The organism is Acidisarcina polymorpha, from assembly GCF_003330725.1.
GTDB classification, from domain to species: domain Bacteria; phylum Acidobacteriota; class Terriglobia; order Terriglobales; family Acidobacteriaceae; genus Acidisarcina; species Acidisarcina polymorpha.
This window is the reverse complement of record NZ_CP030840.1, coordinates 3,226,347-3,245,038: the sequence shown is the minus strand read 5'-3', so window position 1 is coordinate 3,245,038 and position 18,692 is coordinate 3,226,347. Positions and strand designations below refer to the sequence as shown.

The window sequence follows — 18,692 nt, the reverse complement described above, 5'->3', positions numbered from 1 at the left end:
GCGGAGCTCTTGAGGTCGTTGCTTCGTTCACAGATCCGGTCCCTTCCGCAATTGGGATTACGCTGTCGGGTCGCGCCTTCATCGGATTTCCACGCCATGTGGACGATCATACGAAGGCAACTCCTGAGGAGTTGCGAGACGGGAGGCTAATTACGTTTCCAAATTTCGGCGTTGAGCTTGCCTTCTCAAGCCCCTCCCCTCAGCGGCTATTTTCTGCCCATAGTGCCACAGTCGACACTGCTCATTTTGAACTTTCATGCGAAGGCCTAGGCGATGGGGCCGCGCCTGTCCTCTGCCCCATTCGCGTCGAGAGCTATCCTCAGCCTGCCCGCTACCAGCACACTGACAACGCAGACGATGGAACCCTCAAGCCAAGCCTGGAATGCGAGTGATCTTCAATCGTAAAAGTAGATTCGTACGCCCGATATAGCACCGGAAGGTTACAGGAGAACTGGATATGTCATTGAGAAAAATCGTTTGGGTCGTACTTGTCGCAACCGCATGCGCGCCTACCATCGCATTTGCTCAAAACGACAGTTCTGGCGACCGCGCGACCGTGCCCGAGAGAGCGTCAATAGTCAACGCTCAACACAGAATTGTTGTCGTGATCGGCGCGTCAACGGGGCTCGGCCTCTCATATTTGCCGTTGACAATCATGGAAGAGCACAGACTACTGGAGAAACATGCGGCGGCGCTGGGGATCAACGCTACCATGAAGTTTCAGCACTTTCCGACCTCCGCGCCGATGTACAACGCGCTGTTGTCCGGCAAGATCGCTTTCGCATCGGGCGGCGTCACTCAGTTACTGACAAGCTGGGATAAGACGCGCACGGACCCAAATGTCCAAGTCAAGGGCGTCGCCGCATTAAACGCGATGCCGCTCTATCTTGTTACCTCGAACCCAAAAGCGAAGACGATTGCCGACTTCACGTCGAAGGATAGGATCGCGTTGCCTGCTGTGCGCACTTCGATCGAAGCAGTCGTGCTGGCGATGGCGGCAGAGAAGGTGTTTGGGAGCGGCCACACCAACCAGGTCGACCCACTCACCGTATCCCTCGGTCATCCGGAGGCAGTGCAGGCACTCCTCGACGGCAACTCGGACGTGGATGCTCATGTCGCCTCGGCGCCGTTCATGTATGAGGAATTAGCGAATCCCAGGATTCACAAAGTCCTCGACAGCTACGAGGTCCTCGGCGGCCCGCACACGCACAACGCCGTATGGACAACCGCCACGTTTCACGACGCGAATCCGAAGATAGTCGCGGCATTCGTCGGCGCACTTCAAGAGGCTCTTGATGAAATCAGGGATGATCCAGCCGCTGCGGCGGCTTTCTACCTTCATGTCGAGAACGTCAGGGCTTTGTCGGCTACGCAGGTAGAAGGGATCATTCGCAATCCGGAAAACGAGTGGACGATGACACCCAAAAAATTCATAGACTTCGCAACGTTCATGCACCGGACCGGGCTCATCTCGACGAAGCCGACCAACTGGCACGAATTGTTCTTTGACGACATCAAGAACTTACCCGGCAACTGAGATGATACCGGCGAAAGAAAAAGCGGTGACTGGGGCCTTCCCCCTATACGCCGTCTTGTGCTGTGGCTATTCGTTTTCGCTTGATCTCATGCTTTACAAACCACGTGTCAGGGCGATGTGAGGCTAACCACAATGCGCACTGAAGCGAATGCCGCGCCACATCTCGCATGATCGCCCGGTATCCGCGCGATCTCACACAGCCGGAAACTAGGATGAATGCATTTAGCGTGAATATAAGGATCCGAATTGTTGGTCCATCATTAGGAAGCCCGATTCGTGAACAAGTAAAGGATTCTGCTTTGAAGAGAGCAAAGCTAATCGCCCTAACGTATGCGTTGCTAGCGTCGTCCGCAATGACGGCGCAATCTTACCGTCAATCCCTTCCGATCGTCCTATCTGTAGACGCCACAAACGCGTCCGCACGTGAGTTGAAGGCCGAGCTTGAATTGCCCGTACATGCCGGCCCCTTGACGCTCTACTTTCCAAAGTGGACTCCGGGGGAGCACGCTCCGTCTGGGCGAGTCGAAGGTATCGCCGACCTCCACTTCACAGCGGCTGGACGTGAACTGCACTGGAGGCGAGACTTGAAGGATGGCTACAGTTTTCATTTACTAATTCCGGCAGGTGTAAGCACTTTACAGGCCGGGTTTTCTTACATCTTCGGCATGGCGGGCATGTCGATGTATAACGACGCCTCAGCAAAGCTGTTGATGCTGCGATGGAATCACGTCGTCCTTTATCCCGCCGGTGTTCGCACAGACAGGCTTAGGATCATACCTAAAGTTCGATTGCCGGCCGGCTGGAGATTTTGGCTCGGCACTTCAAACCTTGAGAAACATAAACCAATCGGTGACATTTCAGGAAGTCACGCTGGACAAATTGCTCGACTCGCCCCTCTTAACTGGTGAGTACTACAAGAGCTACCGCATCTCTTCAGCGAATAAACGAAGGAGGATCTTGATATAGCGGGAGACAGCCAAGACTCCGTTGACGTTGCCCCGGACGTTCTCGCTAAGTATACGAAGCTGGAAGCCGAAGCTCACGCCTTGTTCGGGGCTGAACATTATGACCACTACACGTTCTTGGTCGCCGCCAGCGACTTTACCAAGGGGGGAGGGGTGGAACATCATGAGTCAAGCGACGAACGGGTCGCCACCATGGCCTGTGGCATGCCTTACGCCATCGCCGCGCAAATAGCCTTCCCAGATCGTCAGGTCATCGCCGTGATCGGCGACGGTGGGTTCACGATGCTGATGGGGGAGATCATCACCGCTGTCGCTTATAACCTCCCCATCAAGCTCGTGATCATCAAGAACAATACGCTTGGCCAAATCAAGTGGGAACAGATGGTCTTCCAAGGCAATCCTGAGTATCAATGCGATCTCTTCCCGATCGACTTTGTGGCGCTTGCCGAAGCAGTTGGCGCAAAGGGAATCCGCATGGACGATCCACGGACGGCGGGCGCGAAGTTCGATGAAGCCCTTGCTATGCCTGGCCCCGTCATTATCGAGGCGGTCGTCGACCAATTCACCGCGATGCTTCCCGCAAAGATCAAGGCGGATCAAGCAATCAAGTTCTCCGAAGCCCTTGCAAAGGGTGAGCCAAACCGCATCAGGATCGCTCTCACCGCAGCGAAAGATACGGTTCGCCAGATCGTGTAATGACAGCCGGAGTACCGATACGCTGCGGCACCGGGCGGGATCTACAGTTACGAGTGTTGTAGCGATCCCTCCGGTCGGCCAAGTCCAAGCTCTGGAAAATGCCTCCTTTTCTAAGTTTGTCTCGTTATGTGTATCGCATTGGTCAGTACCGCCCCCCGTTTCAGCTGAACATGATGGCAGTTCGAGTTCGTACGGACTCGTTGCAGTATAGGAACGGGTTAGCAAATTTGATCCTTGGGAGAAGCAAATGTCGCGCACACGAATTGATGTTCACACTCATCTGATTCCGCCGTTCTGGGCAGAAGAACTTAAGACACATGGTGGAGATCCATCCGGATGGGGTTCTCCTGAATGGAGTCCTGAACAGCTCCTTCGCTTTATGGATGAAGAGGATATAGCTGTTTCTGTGCTTTCGCTCACGGCACCTGGTGTGGAGGGATGGAAGGGAGACGACCGAACCGAGATGACTCGTCGCGTCAATGATTATGGCGCAAACCTGATGGCGCAAAACCCGAAGAGATTCGGCTACTTCGCAACGCTTCCGTTGCCGGACACAGACGCCGCTCTTTCGGAGATAACGCGAGTCTACGATGAGCTTCACGTCGACGGCGTAACACTGCACAGTAATTACGATGGTATCTATATTTCCGACCCGCGCTTTGAGCCCATCTGGGAAGAGTTAGAGCGCCGCTCGGCGACCGTTTTCCTGCATCCCACACGCCCACCAATGCCCGTACTTCCAGGCGCGCCGAGTCCCCTTGCTGACTATCCAGCGGACACCACACGTTCTGCCCTCGATCTGGTCTTGAAGGGGCACCGCAAACGGTTCGCCTCGACGAAGGTCATCCTGTCTCATGGTGGAGGGTATCTTGCCTTTGCCGCGACTCGATTCGCGGAATTGAGTGCCTCTTTATCCAAAGACCGAGACGCGGAAGACTTTATGACTGACATTCGAAGCTTCTACTACGACACGGCTCTTGTCGCTCCAAGCGGTCTCCCGAGTCTCCTTAGTGTGATTCCTTCCGAACATATAGTCTTTGGCACAGACTACCCATATGCATCCGAAAAGGTATGTAAAACCTTCACCGCCAACCTTGACAAATCCGCAGCAGGTAAAGCGGATCTGCTTCAGGCTATCAACAGGAATGCCGCTGTCATGATCCCACGGTTCAGCTCAGGTGTTGCGTGAAGACATCCGCGACTGCTCTCCTGCTTGTTCGGGTTTTGTGCGGTGAGCGGACGAAGCGCGTCATCGCTGCTGTCATGCCGGTCGTTTTGCTGGTTCCTCTCTTCTCACAGGCGCAGAAATCATGGGCATCTACTGTCGAGTCTCACGTCGTGATTTACGTCGATTTAGATCCAACTAACTCAGCTGGCGGGACGTCATTGCTTGTCAAAGAAGCCTTGATTGCGAGACGGGAACCTGGCTGCATGGAATCGGTTTTGGTAAGGGAAGAAGGACGACCAAACCACCTCATGCTTGTCGAGGTCTGGCGTAGTGCCGAAGAGCTGAGTGCTTTCAGAAATGGTGCGCAGTACAAGCGGTTTCGCAGTGATCTTTTGCCAACGCTTGCCAGCCCTTTCGACGAGCGAATCGGGCAACAGATTGCCCCATAACCTCCGACCGGAAGTCCTTGAACCCCAGTACTCGAATGGCACGCGCAACGAATGACCGGTAGGGCCGGTGAAGCTGTAGAAGAGAAAGGCGAGTCTGCATTGAAGTCTGTGCTCAAGAACGTTTTCATGGTACTACTGCTTTCATCGGGCACAGGCCTCGCCCAAATGCATCCACCGGAGCCAACGGTGAATCTTGGCGACACGAGTTTTCTAGATGCCTTGGGAGGGCCGGGTGTCCTGCTTGAGCAAATCGGCGATGCCTACCATAGCGGTTTAACTACCAACGGAATGGGCCAGGCTCTCGGCACAGCACCTGCTGTAAACAGCATCAGCAGCTTAACCCACGGAATTGTACTCACGAAGCACCATTTACTCGGTGCGTGGTATGGCACCGAAGTCATCGTTACCGCTGCTCACGTGAATGGGGGAGCACCCGGCGCTATTGGTGGCTTCGGTGACCTGACCCTTTCACCGCTCATTCTGCAATGGAAACAGCAGAAGTTCGGCCCCACGCTGCTGAACCAACGCTTTGTTCTAGACTTCGAAGTTCCCGTCGGAGAATACAGTCAGACGCTTCCCACAAGCCTTAGCAGTCATGCCTTTACCGTCCATCCTTATTATGCCTTCACATATTTCCCCGTGCGCAGGATCGAGACGAGCTGGCGGACGCACTATCTCTACAACGGAGTGAATAACTCGCCACCTATCCAAACCAAGGCTCATTCGACCCAGGCGGGACAAGCCGCCCACTTTAATGCGACCGTTGCCTTTGGGCTGGCTCATGGCCTTTGGCTTGGCGCCAATGGTTACTTCCTGAAACAATTTACTGATCCCAAGCTCGACGGTGCCAAACTACACGGATCGCCCGAACAGGTCGGTTCGCTCGGTCCGGGCCTTGTCTGGGATCATGGGCAAACGATGTTCTATGTCAACGGTTATCACGAGTTCGGGGCGCTCAATCGTCCTCAAGGAAACAAGCTGGTCGTGCGCGTGCAATGGATACCCGGCCGGCACCCAGGTATCGGCGGAGCGGACTAAAAGAGAATGCAACTTTCATTCTTCCCTCCGGTTTGTACTCGGTACGCCTAAAACTTCCACGACCTAGCGGGTATTTCGATCGTCTTTATGCGACAGTGAGGATTATCTTCCCCTGGGTGTGCCCACGCGCGGCCTTTTCGTGCGCCTTGCGGGCTTCGGCAAGTGGATAAGTGCTGTCGATCGCGACGCGAACCGTCCCGGCATCAAGCAGGCGCGCGAGTTCCGTGAGCTGCGACCCGCTCGAGTTCACTTGAGTCGCTGAGACCGTGACACCCAGCCTTTCGGCTTCCTCCGCCCCAGAAAAACCCAACGGAAAGATTGGGAAGAGAGCGCCGCCACGCTTAAGAGTGCGCAGGAAACGGCCTGAGGTTGAGCCACCCACCGCGTCGATCACGAGATCGACATCACGGACAACATCTTCGGGCCTGATCTTGGTGTAGTCGATGAATTTGTCCGCGCCGAGTTCGCGGCAGGAATTTCTCGTTCTTGCCGGACGCTACTGCGATGACTCTCGCGCCCTTCCACTTCGCTAGTTGCACTGCGAAGTGACCCACGCCGCCTGCGGCCCCGTTGACGAGAACAGTCTTGCCTTCAAGTGGTACCGGCTCATGCTTGTGCAGCTGAAGCGGGTTCTTCACATCGTGCCCGAGTTCGATCATGTACTGCCACGCAGTGAGCAACGACATCGGCGCTCCAGCAGCATGTACGTGGTCGATGCCTTCCGGCTTCAGCGCAACTTCCGACGCTGACACCGTGACGAACTCGGCATAGGCCTTACTGTCCCCAGCAAAGCCGCTGGGAAAGCGGACCATGGAGTAAACCTCGTCACTGATGGAGAAGCCGTTCACATTACCAGCAACCGCCTCGACAACACCGGACACGTCCGTTCCAACAATGAGCGGAAAGGACACCTTCGGCTGCCACTCAGGAGGAAGCGTCTTATATCCATCGCGCAGATACCAGTCCGGGGGGTTCATGCCCACCGCATGAACGTGGACAAGCAACTCACCCGGCTTCAGCTCTGGATCGGTGCGTCCTCGTAACACAGTACCTCAGGCCCGCCGGATTCGTGTTGCCGAACCGCCTTCATCAATTTTGTTGGCATTCCGCTCGCCTCCGCCGCACAGTGCACAGCTTTCCCTGTCCGTATTTCGAAAACTGTGCTCCATTGCACACACATGCTCGCGTGGGTCTTCACGCATTTCGATTCATGTACGCCGAAACGGTCCAGCCGCAGGTGCGGTATAGGCGGAACATCATCAAGATGTGTACGAAACTGCACAACTTTGACTGTCCGACAAGCGCAGGATTAGTGGGGAAGTCCGGCCACAATGCGGATACTGCCAACATGGGGACATAAACCATCACCGCCGAGGGTCCCCAGTCCTTGGCTAAAGGAGATAAGACAATGGCGGAAACGGACATCGAGAAAGTTTTGACGATATTTCGCGGCATCAGCGCCGGGGATGTAAACCTCGCGACGCAGCGCATCGACCACAAGCGATTTGTGCAACACAATCCGTATGCGACCGACGGTGTGGACGGACTGGTGCAATTCATCAGTCAGTCGCCGCGTGACCAACTGCAACTGAGCGTGGTGCGGGCATTCCAGGATGGCCCCTATGTCGTTACCCAGGCTAAGGGGGAGCGATCCGGACGGAACGTCTTCTTCGACATTTTCAGGTTTGAGGACGGCTTGGTTGTCGAGCACTGGGCTTTCTCCACCATGGACGCTCCACCCAACTGCAGCGGACATACTCAGACCGACGGGCCCACTGAGGTAAAACTGTCCGAGGACACCGACAAGAGCAAGTCGATTGTCCGGGAATACTACGAGACCATTCACGTCTCTGGCGATCACAGTAAAATTCCTCAGTATTTTTCTGGAGATCATTGCATCCGCCACGAGCCCGGCGTTCGCGATGGAGTCGAAAACTTCAAACGTGACCTGGAAGAACTCGTTAAACACAGAAGCATCGACGAGATCAGGTTCTTGCTTGGACAGGGAGACTTCGTTTTCATAGCCGCCAGGGGATCGCATAAGAGCACCCCTTGCGTCTACATCGACCTATATCGAGTTGAAGAGGGGAAGATCGCTGAGCGATGGGGATTCCTCGAAGAGATTCCGCCTGAAAAGGAATCGAAAAACAAGAACGGCATGCTGTAGTTCGAACCGAACAATTGTAAATTCGAAGTTCTGGGGGAGCAGCGAATGCGTCGCTCAGAACCGCGCAACGCAAGGGTATCCGGCCGGCACCCCGGCATTGGCGGAGCGGAATAAACCGAAGACGCAAGTCAACCAAAAGAAAGCTGGTCTCCATATGACACAGACTTCACAACGAATGACACTTGGAAATGGATCTCATGCACTTGTTGCCGGTTCGGGCACTCCAGTGGTCCTGGTGCCCGGCTGGCCTGAATCGGCCAGGGCCTATGACGAAGTCCTACCTTTCCTCGCGGCGAGGCATCATGTACTCGCAGTTGGCCCTCCCGGACTGGGTGACTCTGTCGAGTCGACCCAAGGCTACGACACCGGCAGCATCAGCAGGCAGCTCGAAAATGCAGTCCGCTCGTTCATGCCGCAATCGATTCACCTCGTCAGCCATGATGTCGGAGCCTGGATTGCTTACGCCTGGGCAGCGCAATTTCCCGAGCGCATCCGCAGCCTGACGTTGCTCGATTCCGCTCTCCCAGGTCTGACCCCACCGCAGAGCTTTCCTCTCCCGCCCGAGGTCAACATAAAACTCTGGCAACTCTGCTTCAACACGTTGCCAGAGCTGCCAGAGGTACTCACCCAGGGCCGCGAGCGGGAACTGTTCGAGTGGCTCATCCAGCACAAGGCTCAACACCCGGAACGGATTACGCAGGCCAAGCGCGACCATTACGTGGAGTGCTACTCCAAACCCGGGGCAATGACTCGAGGCTTCGCCTACTACCGGGAAGCCGCTAAGAGTGCGCTTCAAAATATCGAATTTGCCAAGACAAAACTGGGGATGCCAGTGCTCGCGCTTGGGGGACAAATTGCCATGGGAGATCGTTTACGCAAGTCGATGGAGGCGCTCGCAGTCCACGTTGAAGGTGGCGCAATTGAGGATTGCGGCCACTATGTCATGGAGGAGCAACCCGAAGCGGTGTCAAGCCGCTTGCTCGAATTCTTCGAGCGCGTGGAGTCTGCTAAATCATGAAAACCTATCTGTTTTCTTTCCTGCTCGGGTGCGCCGTCGGCGTGCTCTACAGCCTGTGCCGCGTCAAGAGCCCCGCGCCGCCCATTATCGCTCTGCTTGGGCTCCTCGGCATGGTACTGGGCGAAGGCGGGTACGCGTGGATCAAGATGCACGTTCACTAAGTAGCAACAAGGAGGAACTATGCAAATGGGGATCGTTTCCGCACGGCATGTAGATCACGTTGGTCTGGTGGTTCCTGATCTAGACGCCGCTATCCATTTCTTTGAACAGGCGCTGGGCGCTCTACTGCTGTGGCGGGTCGGACCCTTCGAAGAGACGCCAACGGGAGTTCCGATCGACAACGTAAGCGTGGCAATGCTTCGACTCGGACCCAACTTGAACGTGGAGCTGCAGGTCTTTGTTGCAGAAACTCAGCGCAAAGACGCCCCGAGCAATATCGATATCGGTGCTGGGCACATAGCGTTCTTCGTCAACGACCTTCAGGCGGCCGCACGGTCCCTGCGTGAAAACGGCGCGGAGTTACTGAAGGGGCCGATCAAGGCCAAGGGTGACGTCAAGAAGGGCGAAGAGATCTGGTACTTCAAGACGCCATGGGGCGCCTTTATGGAGATTCTATGGAGGCCGGATGAACTCCCGTATGAAAACCACACTCCGTTCCGCCTTCACCAACCGAACGATTCTTGGGCGGATGAAGGCTAGACCCGCTTCTTTAGAGAGGATTACGCATGTTCTTTCGGAAAGCTCGCGCTGCACAAGGTGATGAGGCAATGAACTCCCAATTCGGATCGACCGCGCTGAACACTGCGCAAGCCCAAAAGGATCACTCCGTGAGCGACCCAGGTCCGCAGAACCTTGGACTTGTTCGATTGAATTCGAACAGCGACAGACCGCCGCCAACGGACCAGGGGTCCGTGGGTTCGATTTGGCATTCCTTCGATATGACACATCGGCGTGTTCAAGAAGGCGGATGGACCCATCAGGTGACCCAACGCGAGATCCCACTTTCAACAGAGATCGCGGGTGTAGACATGCGTATCGACAGCGGCGCCTTTCGCGAGCTGCATTGGCATACAGCCGACGAATGGGCCTATATGCTTACCGGCTCCGCGCGCGTTACCCTTTTCGGCGCAGACGGTTCGATGTTCATTGACGATATTCAGGCCGGCGACCTCTGGAACTTTCCCGCCGGTCTGCCACATTCCATTCAAGGTCTTGGTGATGAGGGCTGCGAGTTTCTGTTGGTCTTTAACGAAGGTAGCTTTTCGGAGGAGAGCACTTTTCTCCTCTCCGACTGGCTGAAGCATACTCCACCCGAGCTCCTGCAGAAGAACTTCGGCTTAGGGCCAGCCTCGACGGCGAAGCTTCCCAAAGAAGATCCTTTGTACATTTTCGCGAGTGCCCTACCCAAAAATTCGCTGTCGGAAGACCTTGCCGAAGTTTCGAAGCATGCAACTCTGCCAAAGTTGAATTACTCATTCAAGGCCAGCGACATGAAGCCGACCCACATCAACCAGTTTGGAGAGGTAAGGATTGTGGACTCGCGAAACTTCCCCGCCTCTTCAAAGATTTCTGCCGGCATCGTGACCTTGAAACCAGGTGGCCTGCGCGAATTGCACTGGCACCCCACGGTAAGCGAATGGCAGTACTGGATTCAGGGCACGGGACGCATGACAGTCTTCGGTGCACAACAAAACGCCCGAACGATGGATTTCCACGCCAACGATGTCGGCTTTGTTCCGGCGATGGCAGGGCACTGCATCGAGAACACCGGCGAAGAAGATCTAGTTTTTCTCGAACTCTTTGCCTGCCCCTTCTTTGAAGAGATTTCTTTGAATAATTGGCTTCGGTCGATGCCCGCGCAGGTGGCAGCCGCACATACAAAGCTTTCGCCTGAAGAGATCGCCGGGATACCGCCCACAGCTAACAAAATCGTTGGTTGATGTGTAAGTCCGACGTGCGGAGTCTATACCGGAATCAGCCGTCGTTCACGTGAGAAAAGAGGATGCATGAAGCGCTATTCAGACCGAAATTTTACGACGGGTACCAGCGGATTGATCGCCGTGGACAAGATAGGCAATGAGGTCCTTTTTCTTGATCCGGACTCCTACAACGTGGTCGCCTCGATCAAAGGCTTCGCTCTTCGGGTTCATGAACTACTGATTTCTGAAGATCACACCCGTGCATTCATTCCGATTTACGGCGACGGCATACATGGTAATAATCCCAACCCGGGCCACCTGATTGCTGTAATCGACCTCATCCAGAAACGCCATGTCGGGGATTTCAGTGTTGCACCCTACGAAGCTCCCCACGGTATGCGCTGGGGCTCACGAGGACAGCTCTACTGCATCTGCGAGAACAGCGGCGTAGTGGTTGAAATGAATCCTGATACCGGCGTCATTGTCCAAGTTTTTGAGGTGGGGTCAAATAAGGGCCATCGTATCGAGGTCCTGCCAGATGGGTCGAAGCTCTACAGCGAGACGGAGGAAGATGCTTTCCTGGCTATTCTTGATCTGAGTTCTCAAGCGGGACCGAAGAAGCTGGCCCTACCCAGTGAGTTGGACGGCTTGGGGATGTCTCCGGACGGCGGGACAATTTTGGTTGTGGATGGCGAGTCTCCCCGCTTATATGTGGTCGATCCCACAACGGACAGTCTGCGAACTGTAATAGCGCTTGAGCACCACAAAAAGGCTGCTCAAATCGTTCGGTATAGCCCGAGTGGAGAGTTCATCGTTGTGACGAGCCACGAGGAGCCGCTGGGCACCATTCTGGATCGCAACCTGGAGAACCAGAAGAAGCTAAAGCTTGGGAAGGGCCCCATGGATATGGCCTTTCACTCGGATGGAGACACGGTTCTAATTGCAAACCAAGACGATGGCACCATCACCGTCGTTAACCTGCGAAAGGCTGAGGTCATGAAAACGCTTAAAGCGGGAACTGGTGTTGAGAGTTTGTCGTTCTACTAGACCAGCGACAGGGAGGCTGCTCGATGACTGACTGGAAGCAATGCGCGCAAGCGCATGAGATGGAAGTACCTCAATTCCACTTTGAGAGTGGGGAATCGAAGACGGTGAGGTTGCACTGCCGGACCCTCGGCTCGCTCAACGCGGCGCGGAACAACGCCGTTCTCCTTCTCCATGGAACGACCGGTAGCGGCGCACAGTTCCTTGAGGCCGACACTGCCGACTTTCTGTTTCGAGCAGGACAGCCCCTTGATATTAGTCAGTTCTTTATCGTCCTGCCGGATGCGATCGGGCATGGAAACTCCAGTAAGCCTAGCGACGCGCAGGAAGTGTTTCCACATTATGGATACGCCGACATCGTTCGAGCCCAGCATCTTGTCGTGAACGAGTTGCTTGGTATACATCATTTGCGGTTAGTGCTCGGGACTAGCATGGGCGGAATGAACACCTGGATGTGGGGTATAGCGTTTCCGCACATGATGGACGCGCTGATGCCTATAGCATGCCTTCCAAGCAGCATTCGCGGAATGAATCTGCTCTTTCGCCGATTGATGCTTGCGTTGATTGAGAACGATCCTTCTTATAATGATGTTGCGGCCAATCCATCGTCTAAAGGCATCGGGATGGCGTGGAACGTTTTCACGCTGATGACCTCGGGCCAAGCCGAACTTGCACACAATCTATTAACCCCGGCGGCGGCAGACCAGCACTTGGCGGATGTCGCCAAGAAGGCCAACGAATCGCAACACTCACGCGATGCGGTCTGGGAATTTCTTGCTTCCAGCGATTACGATCCGTATGAAGATCTGGAAAAGATCGTCGCTCCGCTGCTAGCCGTGAACTTCGCCGATGACCTGATCAACGCTTCGGGATTCTCAGATCTCGGTGCAACAATGCAAAGGGTTCGACGGGGATCCGCCGTTTTAATCGATGCTGGTGCACGCGCAGTCGGTCACAAGACATTGGCCAAAGCCGAAGTATGGAACACCTACGTTCGGGATCTTCTCGAGAGTAGTCAGCCATTGAGCAGTCTGCGATCTGAGGCGACGTAGCTCAATTAAGATAGCCGTTCGTTGGTGGAACAAGTACGCTATCTTGTGAGCCGCCAGCTTTGCTTCGGATGAGTGTAAATACGTCCAAAACCGAGGCAATGCTACGGATGTTTCCAGCCACGCTCATTAGCTCGTCGATACCGGTGTGTGTGTCTGTCAGTGTTTCAAGACGTTCGCTCACCTGCCTTAACTGGTCAGCCTCTAAAGAAATATCTTTGAAGGGCCCTAAGTAGTTCGTACCCGTCTTCGAGATGTTTGTTCCTGTCGTCTCCGGGTCCGCCTGGGGTTCAATCCTAAGAGGCGCATCTTCTATTAAGCGGACCGTTGCGGGCTCTCCAAGGAGGGATATGAATAGTCTAAGCATCTGTGAAATTAGAATGACTCCGACCTCGCCGTCCTCACCTAGTCTTGGCGGCGCTTCAATCTCGTCCAGAACACGCAAGTCGCCATTGGAGGCGACACACACGGCACCGAGGCTTGGAAACTGCGACTTGGCCACAGACAAGGCACGAGAAGCTAGAGCCTGAAATGCGTCCACTCCCACCGGGGCTCTGAACCGGAGGCGAAGTCGCTCATAGACCCGAAGTGTTGCAAGCTCGGTCTGTGCGGCGTTCGAATCATGATCAATCTCGGAAGCAATCAGCTTGCGGGCCCATTCACTAATTCGTGGTGGAGGATTCATCGGTTCTCCTTGCACGCGAAGCCCAGTTTGATGAGGATCGTAACCACTATCTGAGGTTTCGCGGGTTGCATTAGGGATGAGACTTCCTTCACTCTTCATCCGGTCCCTATGTGTCCCTGTTGGGAATGCTAATTGGATTGTTTGCTGAAAGGCGAGCATTATTGACCAGCTAGCTTTCGCAGTCAGTGTTCGTCTACTTCCAGGGTCATCGCACAAAAGCGGCGGCGGAAGTTGCCGATCTCGCCTTTGAAGAACAAATAGAAGCTTTCAGATAGAGGCGTTCTCCTTTGGCCAATCAGTACGTTGGCAACAGCGTAAGCTCGGTAGGAGGGTGACGGCCCGGACGTCCAAAACAGATGATGCGAAGCGCAGATACTTCTACAACACGCGAACTCGCCGAACGGCTTCTAGCTTATGAACTTGCGGAGGCAGAGACGTTGAATGCGGGCACTCATGCGGTATCTCGCGTGTGCAACAAGCTTCGGCGTTCTCTAACCACGCTGGCTGGGGCAGCGGGGTTCCGTTCGCTCCTGGCGCGCGCACTGACCCTTGCAAAGCAGGAGTCTCCAGCGCTCGGCGCGTGGCAAGTCAACGCGGACGGTTCGCTGGAGAGTCAGAATGGCGAAGCGGAGCAATCGGGTTCCGTGCTCATTGCGCATTTGATTGGGCTGATGATTACATTTATCGGCGAGTCTCTCACCCTCCGGCTGGTGAATGATGTGTGGCTAGACCTGCCCGACTCCGAAGTGAAGGTTGAAAAGGATGAATCAAAATGAATGAACCAAATAGGGTCAAGATCAACCAGTTGCCGACAGGAGTACCTGGGCTCGATGAGATACTCGGCGGCGGGTTGCCTGAGTTTTCGTTCAACATCATCGCCGGCGCACCTGGATGCGGCAAGACCACCCTGGCTCACCAGTTCATCTTCGCCAATGCCACCGTCGAGCGGCCTGCGCTTTACTTCACCGTGCTCGGGGAACCGGCGCTGAAGATGTTGCGATATCAGCAGCAATTCTCCTTCTTTGACGCAGCCAAGCTTAACAATGCTGTGCGCTTCGTGAACTTGAGTCAGGAGCTCGTCGAGCGCGGGCTAGAGGGCGTACTGGAAGAGGTTTCTAAACAGGTGGAAGCCGCCAACCCGAGCATCGTTGTGGTGGACTCCTTCCGTACCGTGCTACGCAGCGAGATGCACGAAGGCAAGAATATGGCTGTCCAAACGTTCGTGCAGCAATTGGCGCTTCTGCTCACCAGTTGGGAGGCGACCACGTTCCTGATTGGCGAGTATTCCGAGTCGGAGGTGCGCGACAATCCCGTCTTCACCGTCGCTGACGGTCTGTTCTGGCTCTTCCAGCAAGTGGACCGGAACTCCGTCGTTCGCAAGATGCAGGTCATGAAGTTGCGCGGACAGGCTTCTGTTCCGGGGCTGCACACCTTCCGTATCACGGAAGCCGGTCTGCAGGCCTTTTCGCGAACTCTTGGCCTGGTTGGCCAGAGAAAGACATATAGCACCGTAAGGCGTCTTTCCCTGGGTATACCGGCACTGGACGAGATGATGGGCGGAGGCGTTCCGGAGGGGGACAGCCTGCTGATCGCTGGTTCCTCTGGAACTGGCAAATCGCTGATGGCGACGCAATTCCTTGCTGCGGGCATACGCGCGGGCGAACCGGGCATAGCCGCGGTCTTTGAGGAGCGACCGAACGAATACACCGCACGCGCCGCTGAATTTGGACTTGACCTCCAGACGCCGCTTACCAAAGGAAGCCTGGAAGTCATTTACCTCCGGCCTCTGGATTTGTCGGTGGATGAGATGATGCAGGAGATTCTTGACGCCGTGAAGAGGACAGGCGCAAAGCGTTTGGTGATCGATTCCCTGGCCGGCTTCGAGATGGCCCTGGCGCCCTCCTTCCGCACCGACTTCCGCGAATCGCTCTACCGCATGATCTTCGCCCTTACCGCTATCGGCATAACGATCCTGAGCACCCTGGAGATGCCGGAGACCTTTACCGAGCTGTCCTTCAGCAGCTATTCGATCTCGTTCCTCACCGACGACATCATCAGAATGCGTTATGTAGAGATCGATGGTGAACTCTGCCAGATCATGATGGTGGTGAAGATGCGCAGAACCGCCCACAGCCGGGAAATCCGAAAGTATCAGATCACCACCGACGGCATCGTCATTGGGGATCGCTTGAAGAACTATGTTGACCTCATCACTGGAATCCCACAACCGGTTTCGGTCTTGCGCTCGGAAGAGCTGCTACTCAACAAGAAGATTTGACACGGAGCTAAGTTGGCAACCGAACAGATCGACAATGCCGAGCATGAAGTGGACCTACCGACGCTCTGCTGCGCCCTTGCCGACGCTTCGGCAATGGCCATGGCCGCGTTGAGCGGTCCCTTACACACCCTCCGCTACGTCAACCTGGCTTTTTGTCTGCTCACCGGCAAATCAAAGGATGAACTGGTCGGGACTGCTTTTTGCGGCCTTACTCCTAGCACAAACGAATGCGCCATACTGATGGACCGGGTTGCCGAGACAGGGTTGGCTGATAGTCATATCGGGCAGGAGCAGGGTACTCATCCGCTCTACTGGTCCTACGCGATGTGGCCGCTGCTCGGGCGGGACCACAGCCATCTCGGCATTATGGTCCAGGTGACCGAAGCGGCAAGCTTGCACGATGATGCGATCGCCATGAATCAGGCGTTACTCCTGGGCTCAGTTCGTCAGCATGAGCTAACGGAAGCAGGGGAGCTTTTGAACGTACAACTGCAGGCGGCCATCATTCTGGGAAAGAAAACCGAAGAGGCCCTGATAGTCAGCGAGAAACTAGCGTCGGCTGGACGCATGGCTGCCGTTCTCGCTCATGAGATCAACAACCCTCTCGCCGCTGTAATGAACCTATTATTCTTGGCGCAAACGATCGACGACACACCGGCGCCAGTCCATCGGTATTTAAAGATGGCGGATGCGGAGTTGAAACGTATCGCACACATAACGCGCCAGACGTTAGGCTTCTATCGTGAGTCATCCGAACCCACCACTTTTCTCGCTGCCACACTGCTGGATTCCGTCATCGACCTTCTGCAAGCAAAGTTGGTGTCTACGCAGGTCGTGGTGGATAGACAGTGCGACGATCTCCTTCCAATCACCGCAGTTTTTGGCGAATTACGGCAAGTGATTTCGAACCTAATGCTCAACAGTCTGGATGCAGTTGGCGAGGGCGGTAGGTTATCGGTTCGGGCTTCCTCATCGCGAAATCCCTTAGACGGTAGTTTACGCATCCGCATAACTATCGCCGACGATGGTCAAGGTATCGATGCGGCGGTACGACATAAGATCTTTCAACCGTTTTTCACAACCAAAGGTTCTACGGGAAATGGCTTGGACTGTGGGTCTGCAAACAGATCCTCGAAAAGCATGGCGGCTCCATCAGTATGCGTTCCCTCACAAGAGGTCCGCAAGGAACAACATTTTCACTGGTTTTGCCGGTTCTACCCCATCAAGCAGATTTCGGATTGCCGAAAAATCTATCTCATAAACAGAGGTCGCAGGTTCAATCTACCCATGCAACCACTTAGAGCAAAACTTGACCTAGGGATTCAGCTCTTCTACGATTCCGGCGTCTCTGTTGACAAGAGCTTCTGTGCTGAGTCTTGTGAGGTGTACGCTCCACCCCATTCAGCGAGCAGATCTAGCAATGTGCCAAGAGGTGCCCGCATGGAATCAACGAGTTCATACTCAACATGGAGGACGTTACTACTCAGATCTCTTCGAATGACGACATGGGCCGCCTGTAGAGAACGCAAGCTGGAAGTGAGAGCCTTCTTGGACGCGGTTGGAATCTCTCGCCTCAATTCGCTTAGGCGTACCGATCGAGCGCGCATTGCGCAAAGGATGTGGATCGTCCATTTTCCTTGGAGCAATTCAATGCCTAATAAAATCTGTTCCGCGCAAGAGGTTTCGACGAGTTTAGTATTTCTCTCCATAGAACGTGCCGGTCATTTCTCGCCCCTCTTCGGAGCTGCGGGAGTGGCGAGCTGCGCGGGGGGTGTGTCCGTTGCACGGTGCTTAGTGCCCCTTGGAGCTATTGGAGGGCGTTCTTGAGTTCTTCACGAAACAGTAACGTCAGTTACATTATCACATCCGGGTCGAGTTGAGTTCAACTTATGAGGAGGACCCCACTTGGATGGCGCGCAAAGTTGTTTCGGAGGAACGTTCAGCGGGTCGCCCTAAAAGCGTAGTGAAGAGCCGCGGCGAACTGCGAACTGTCGAGGTGCTGCGGGCGGCCACAACCCTTTTTCTACAGAAGGGTTACCAAAACGTCAGCGTCGAAGAGATCATCGCTGTTGCGGGAGGCTCGACAACGCACATCTACCGCCAATTCGGCGGCAAACGTGGCCTCTTCATCGCTGTTGTGTCCGATCTATGCGATAAAGTCCAGATTGAGTTGGAGTCCATCGATACCGCTGGCCTGTCGTTGATCGACGGCCTGCGAACGTTTGCGTACGGCTTTACCGATGCCATGTTTGACCCACAACATCAACTTTTCAACAGGTTGATCTTCTCGGAAGCCGCTCGGTTTCCTGAAGCCGCCGAAATTTGGTATGTACGGGGTCCGCAAGCGTCGGCGCGCATCGTTGGTCGCTTCCTAGAGGGGTGGATGGTGAAGAAGAAGCTTCGCATCACCGATCCAGTCACGGCCGGCTTCCTATTTTGCAATATGATCGCGGGTTCCTCTTTCCATCGCACCTGGATGACCCTTGGTAAAAAAGGTTCCGCCACGGAAGCGAGGGTCATGGCTGACGCTACGATCGATCTCTTTCTCAACGGTTACCTGCTCCGAGACTGATGCCTGTACCGAATGAGGCGGATTCGAGTTATTTCGTGTGCCGGTCGCTAGAGGTCGCTGAAGAGAGGGGCCGGCGGGCACCCTTAGACCGTTCTTCTGCAGCATCC

The 18,692-nt window shown here is 55.0% G+C and carries 21 protein-coding genes and 1 pseudogene; 18 read left to right on the top strand and 4 right to left on the bottom strand.

The genetic code is table 11. The annotated features are described in order from the left end of the window. The first annotated feature begins 457 nt into the window (after nucleotides 1–457). From ACPOL_RS13965 to ACPOL_RS13940, 6 genes are all read left to right on the top strand, one after another. Nucleotides 458–1,537 carry an ABC transporter substrate-binding protein gene (locus ACPOL_RS13965; protein ID WP_114207593.1) on the top strand — a complete coding sequence of 360 codons (1,080 nt, stop codon included), beginning with the start codon at nucleotides 458–460 and terminating at the stop codon, nucleotides 1,535–1,537. Between the two features lie 299 nt (nucleotides 1,538–1,836). Next, nucleotides 1,837–2,445, top strand: a complete 609-nt coding sequence (locus tag ACPOL_RS13960) for a M61 family metallopeptidase (protein ID WP_150133000.1) — start codon at nucleotides 1,837–1,839, stop codon at nucleotides 2,443–2,445. Nucleotides 2,446–2,583: 138 nt separating this feature from the next. After that, nucleotides 2,584–3,198 carry a thiamine pyrophosphate-dependent enzyme gene (locus ACPOL_RS13955; protein WP_236657466.1) on the top strand — a complete coding sequence of 205 codons (615 nt, stop codon included), beginning with the start codon at nucleotides 2,584–2,586 and terminating at the stop codon, nucleotides 3,196–3,198. Between the two features lie 247 nt (nucleotides 3,199–3,445). Continuing rightward, nucleotides 3,446–4,387 carry an amidohydrolase family protein gene (locus ACPOL_RS13950; RefSeq protein WP_114207591.1) on the top strand — a complete coding sequence of 314 codons (942 nt, stop codon included), beginning with the start codon at nucleotides 3,446–3,448 and terminating at the stop codon, nucleotides 4,385–4,387. Beyond that, nucleotides 4,384–4,815 carry a putative quinol monooxygenase gene (locus ACPOL_RS13945; protein ID WP_150132999.1) on the top strand — a complete coding sequence of 144 codons (432 nt, stop codon included), beginning with the start codon at nucleotides 4,384–4,386 and terminating at the stop codon, nucleotides 4,813–4,815. Before ACPOL_RS13950 ends, ACPOL_RS13945 begins: the two co-directional genes overlap by 4 nt. Before the next feature lie 126 nt (nucleotides 4,816–4,941). Then, a complete protein-coding gene (locus ACPOL_RS13940) occupies nucleotides 4,942–5,853 on the top strand; it encodes a SphA family protein (protein ID WP_161557355.1) in 912 nt (303 codons plus the stop codon). 85 nt (nucleotides 5,854–5,938) lie between these two features. Here ACPOL_RS13940 and ACPOL_RS34145 read toward each other — a convergent pair whose 3' ends face one another. Both ACPOL_RS34145 and ACPOL_RS34140 read right to left on the bottom strand, forming a co-directional pair. Next, nucleotides 5,939–6,283, bottom strand: a complete 345-nt coding sequence (locus tag ACPOL_RS34145; RefSeq protein WP_236657538.1) for a zinc-binding dehydrogenase — start codon at nucleotides 6,281–6,283, stop codon at nucleotides 5,939–5,941. After that, the gene (locus ACPOL_RS34140) at nucleotides 6,258–6,899 is read right to left on the bottom strand and encodes an NADP-dependent oxidoreductase (protein WP_201759229.1); all 642 of its coding nucleotides are present in this window, start codon (nucleotides 6,897–6,899) and stop codon (nucleotides 6,258–6,260) included. The genes ACPOL_RS34145 and ACPOL_RS34140 overlap by 26 nt, the downstream gene beginning before the upstream one ends. A 362-nt stretch (nucleotides 6,900–7,261) precedes the next feature. Between ACPOL_RS34140 and ACPOL_RS13930 the strand changes: the two genes are divergently transcribed. From ACPOL_RS13930 to ACPOL_RS13900, 7 genes are all read left to right on the top strand, one after another. Next, a complete protein-coding gene (locus tag ACPOL_RS13930; RefSeq protein ID WP_114207588.1) occupies nucleotides 7,262–8,020 on the top strand; it encodes a nuclear transport factor 2 family protein in 759 nt (252 codons plus the stop codon). Nucleotides 8,021–8,174: 154 nt separating this feature from the next. Beyond that, nucleotides 8,175–9,038: an alpha/beta fold hydrolase gene (locus ACPOL_RS13925; RefSeq protein ID WP_114207587.1), complete on the top strand. Its 864-nt coding sequence runs from the start codon at nucleotides 8,175–8,177 to the stop codon at nucleotides 9,036–9,038. Further along, a complete protein-coding gene (locus ACPOL_RS13920) occupies nucleotides 9,035–9,199 on the top strand; it encodes a DUF1427 family protein (RefSeq protein WP_114207586.1) in 165 nt (54 codons plus the stop codon). The genes ACPOL_RS13925 and ACPOL_RS13920 overlap by 4 nt, the downstream gene beginning before the upstream one ends. Nucleotides 9,200–9,224: 25 nt before the next feature. After that, on the top strand, nucleotides 9,225–9,737 hold the full coding sequence (locus tag ACPOL_RS13915) for a VOC family protein (protein ID WP_161557354.1): 513 nt from the start codon (nucleotides 9,225–9,227) through the stop codon (nucleotides 9,735–9,737). A gap of 26 nt (nucleotides 9,738–9,763) precedes the next feature. Next, nucleotides 9,764–10,978 (top strand): cupin domain-containing protein, encoded by a 1,215-nt coding sequence (locus tag ACPOL_RS13910; protein ID WP_201759228.1) that lies wholly within the window; start codon nucleotides 9,764–9,766, stop codon nucleotides 10,976–10,978. A gap of 66 nt (nucleotides 10,979–11,044) precedes the next feature. Beyond that, on the top strand, nucleotides 11,045–12,004 hold the full coding sequence (locus ACPOL_RS13905; protein ID WP_114207584.1) for a YncE family protein: 960 nt from the start codon (nucleotides 11,045–11,047) through the stop codon (nucleotides 12,002–12,004). Between the two features lie 23 nt (nucleotides 12,005–12,027). Continuing rightward, nucleotides 12,028–13,053 (top strand): alpha/beta fold hydrolase, encoded by a 1,026-nt coding sequence (locus ACPOL_RS13900; protein WP_114207583.1) that lies wholly within the window; start codon nucleotides 12,028–12,030, stop codon nucleotides 13,051–13,053. 1 nt (nucleotide 13,054) lies between these two features. On the opposite strand, the gene ACPOL_RS13895 is transcribed toward ACPOL_RS13900, so the two are convergent. Continuing rightward, nucleotides 13,055–13,735 (bottom strand): hypothetical protein, encoded by a 681-nt coding sequence (locus tag ACPOL_RS13895; protein WP_114207582.1) that lies wholly within the window; start codon nucleotides 13,733–13,735, stop codon nucleotides 13,055–13,057. Between the two features lie 356 nt (nucleotides 13,736–14,091). On the opposite strand from ACPOL_RS13895, the gene ACPOL_RS13890 reads away from it, so the two are divergent. The 4 genes and pseudogenes from ACPOL_RS13890 to ACPOL_RS36840 all read left to right on the top strand — a co-directional run bounded on the left by ACPOL_RS13890 (nucleotide 14,092) and on the right by ACPOL_RS36840 (nucleotide 17,314). Then, on the top strand, nucleotides 14,092–14,511 hold the full coding sequence (locus ACPOL_RS13890) for a hypothetical protein (RefSeq protein WP_114207581.1): 420 nt from the start codon (nucleotides 14,092–14,094) through the stop codon (nucleotides 14,509–14,511). Then, a complete protein-coding gene (locus ACPOL_RS13885) occupies nucleotides 14,508–16,013 on the top strand; it encodes a DUF7125 family protein (RefSeq protein ID WP_114207580.1) in 1,506 nt (501 codons plus the stop codon). The genes ACPOL_RS13890 and ACPOL_RS13885 overlap by 4 nt, the downstream gene beginning before the upstream one ends. A 93-nt stretch (nucleotides 16,014–16,106) precedes the next feature. Further along, nucleotides 16,107–17,147 (top strand): annotated as a pseudogene (locus ACPOL_RS36260) (sensor histidine kinase); the annotation flags it as partial. Further along, nucleotides 17,123–17,314 carry a sensor histidine kinase gene (locus ACPOL_RS36840; RefSeq protein ID WP_114207579.1) on the top strand — a complete coding sequence of 64 codons (192 nt, stop codon included), beginning with the start codon at nucleotides 17,123–17,125 and terminating at the stop codon, nucleotides 17,312–17,314. The pseudogene ACPOL_RS36260 and the gene ACPOL_RS36840, both read left to right, overlap by 25 nt. A 30-nt stretch (nucleotides 17,315–17,344) precedes the next feature. Here the strand turns inward: ACPOL_RS36840 and ACPOL_RS36255 are convergent, their stop codons facing one another. Then, nucleotides 17,345–17,722, bottom strand: a complete 378-nt coding sequence (locus ACPOL_RS36255) for a winged helix-turn-helix transcriptional regulator (RefSeq protein ID WP_114207578.1) — start codon at nucleotides 17,720–17,722, stop codon at nucleotides 17,345–17,347. Nucleotides 17,723–17,922: 200 nt separating this feature from the next. Between ACPOL_RS36255 and ACPOL_RS13865 the strand changes: the two genes are divergently transcribed. Beyond that, a complete protein-coding gene (locus ACPOL_RS13865) occupies nucleotides 17,923–18,585 on the top strand; it encodes a TetR/AcrR family transcriptional regulator (protein WP_114207577.1) in 663 nt (220 codons plus the stop codon). The last annotated feature ends 107 nt before the right edge of the window (nucleotides 18,586–18,692 follow it).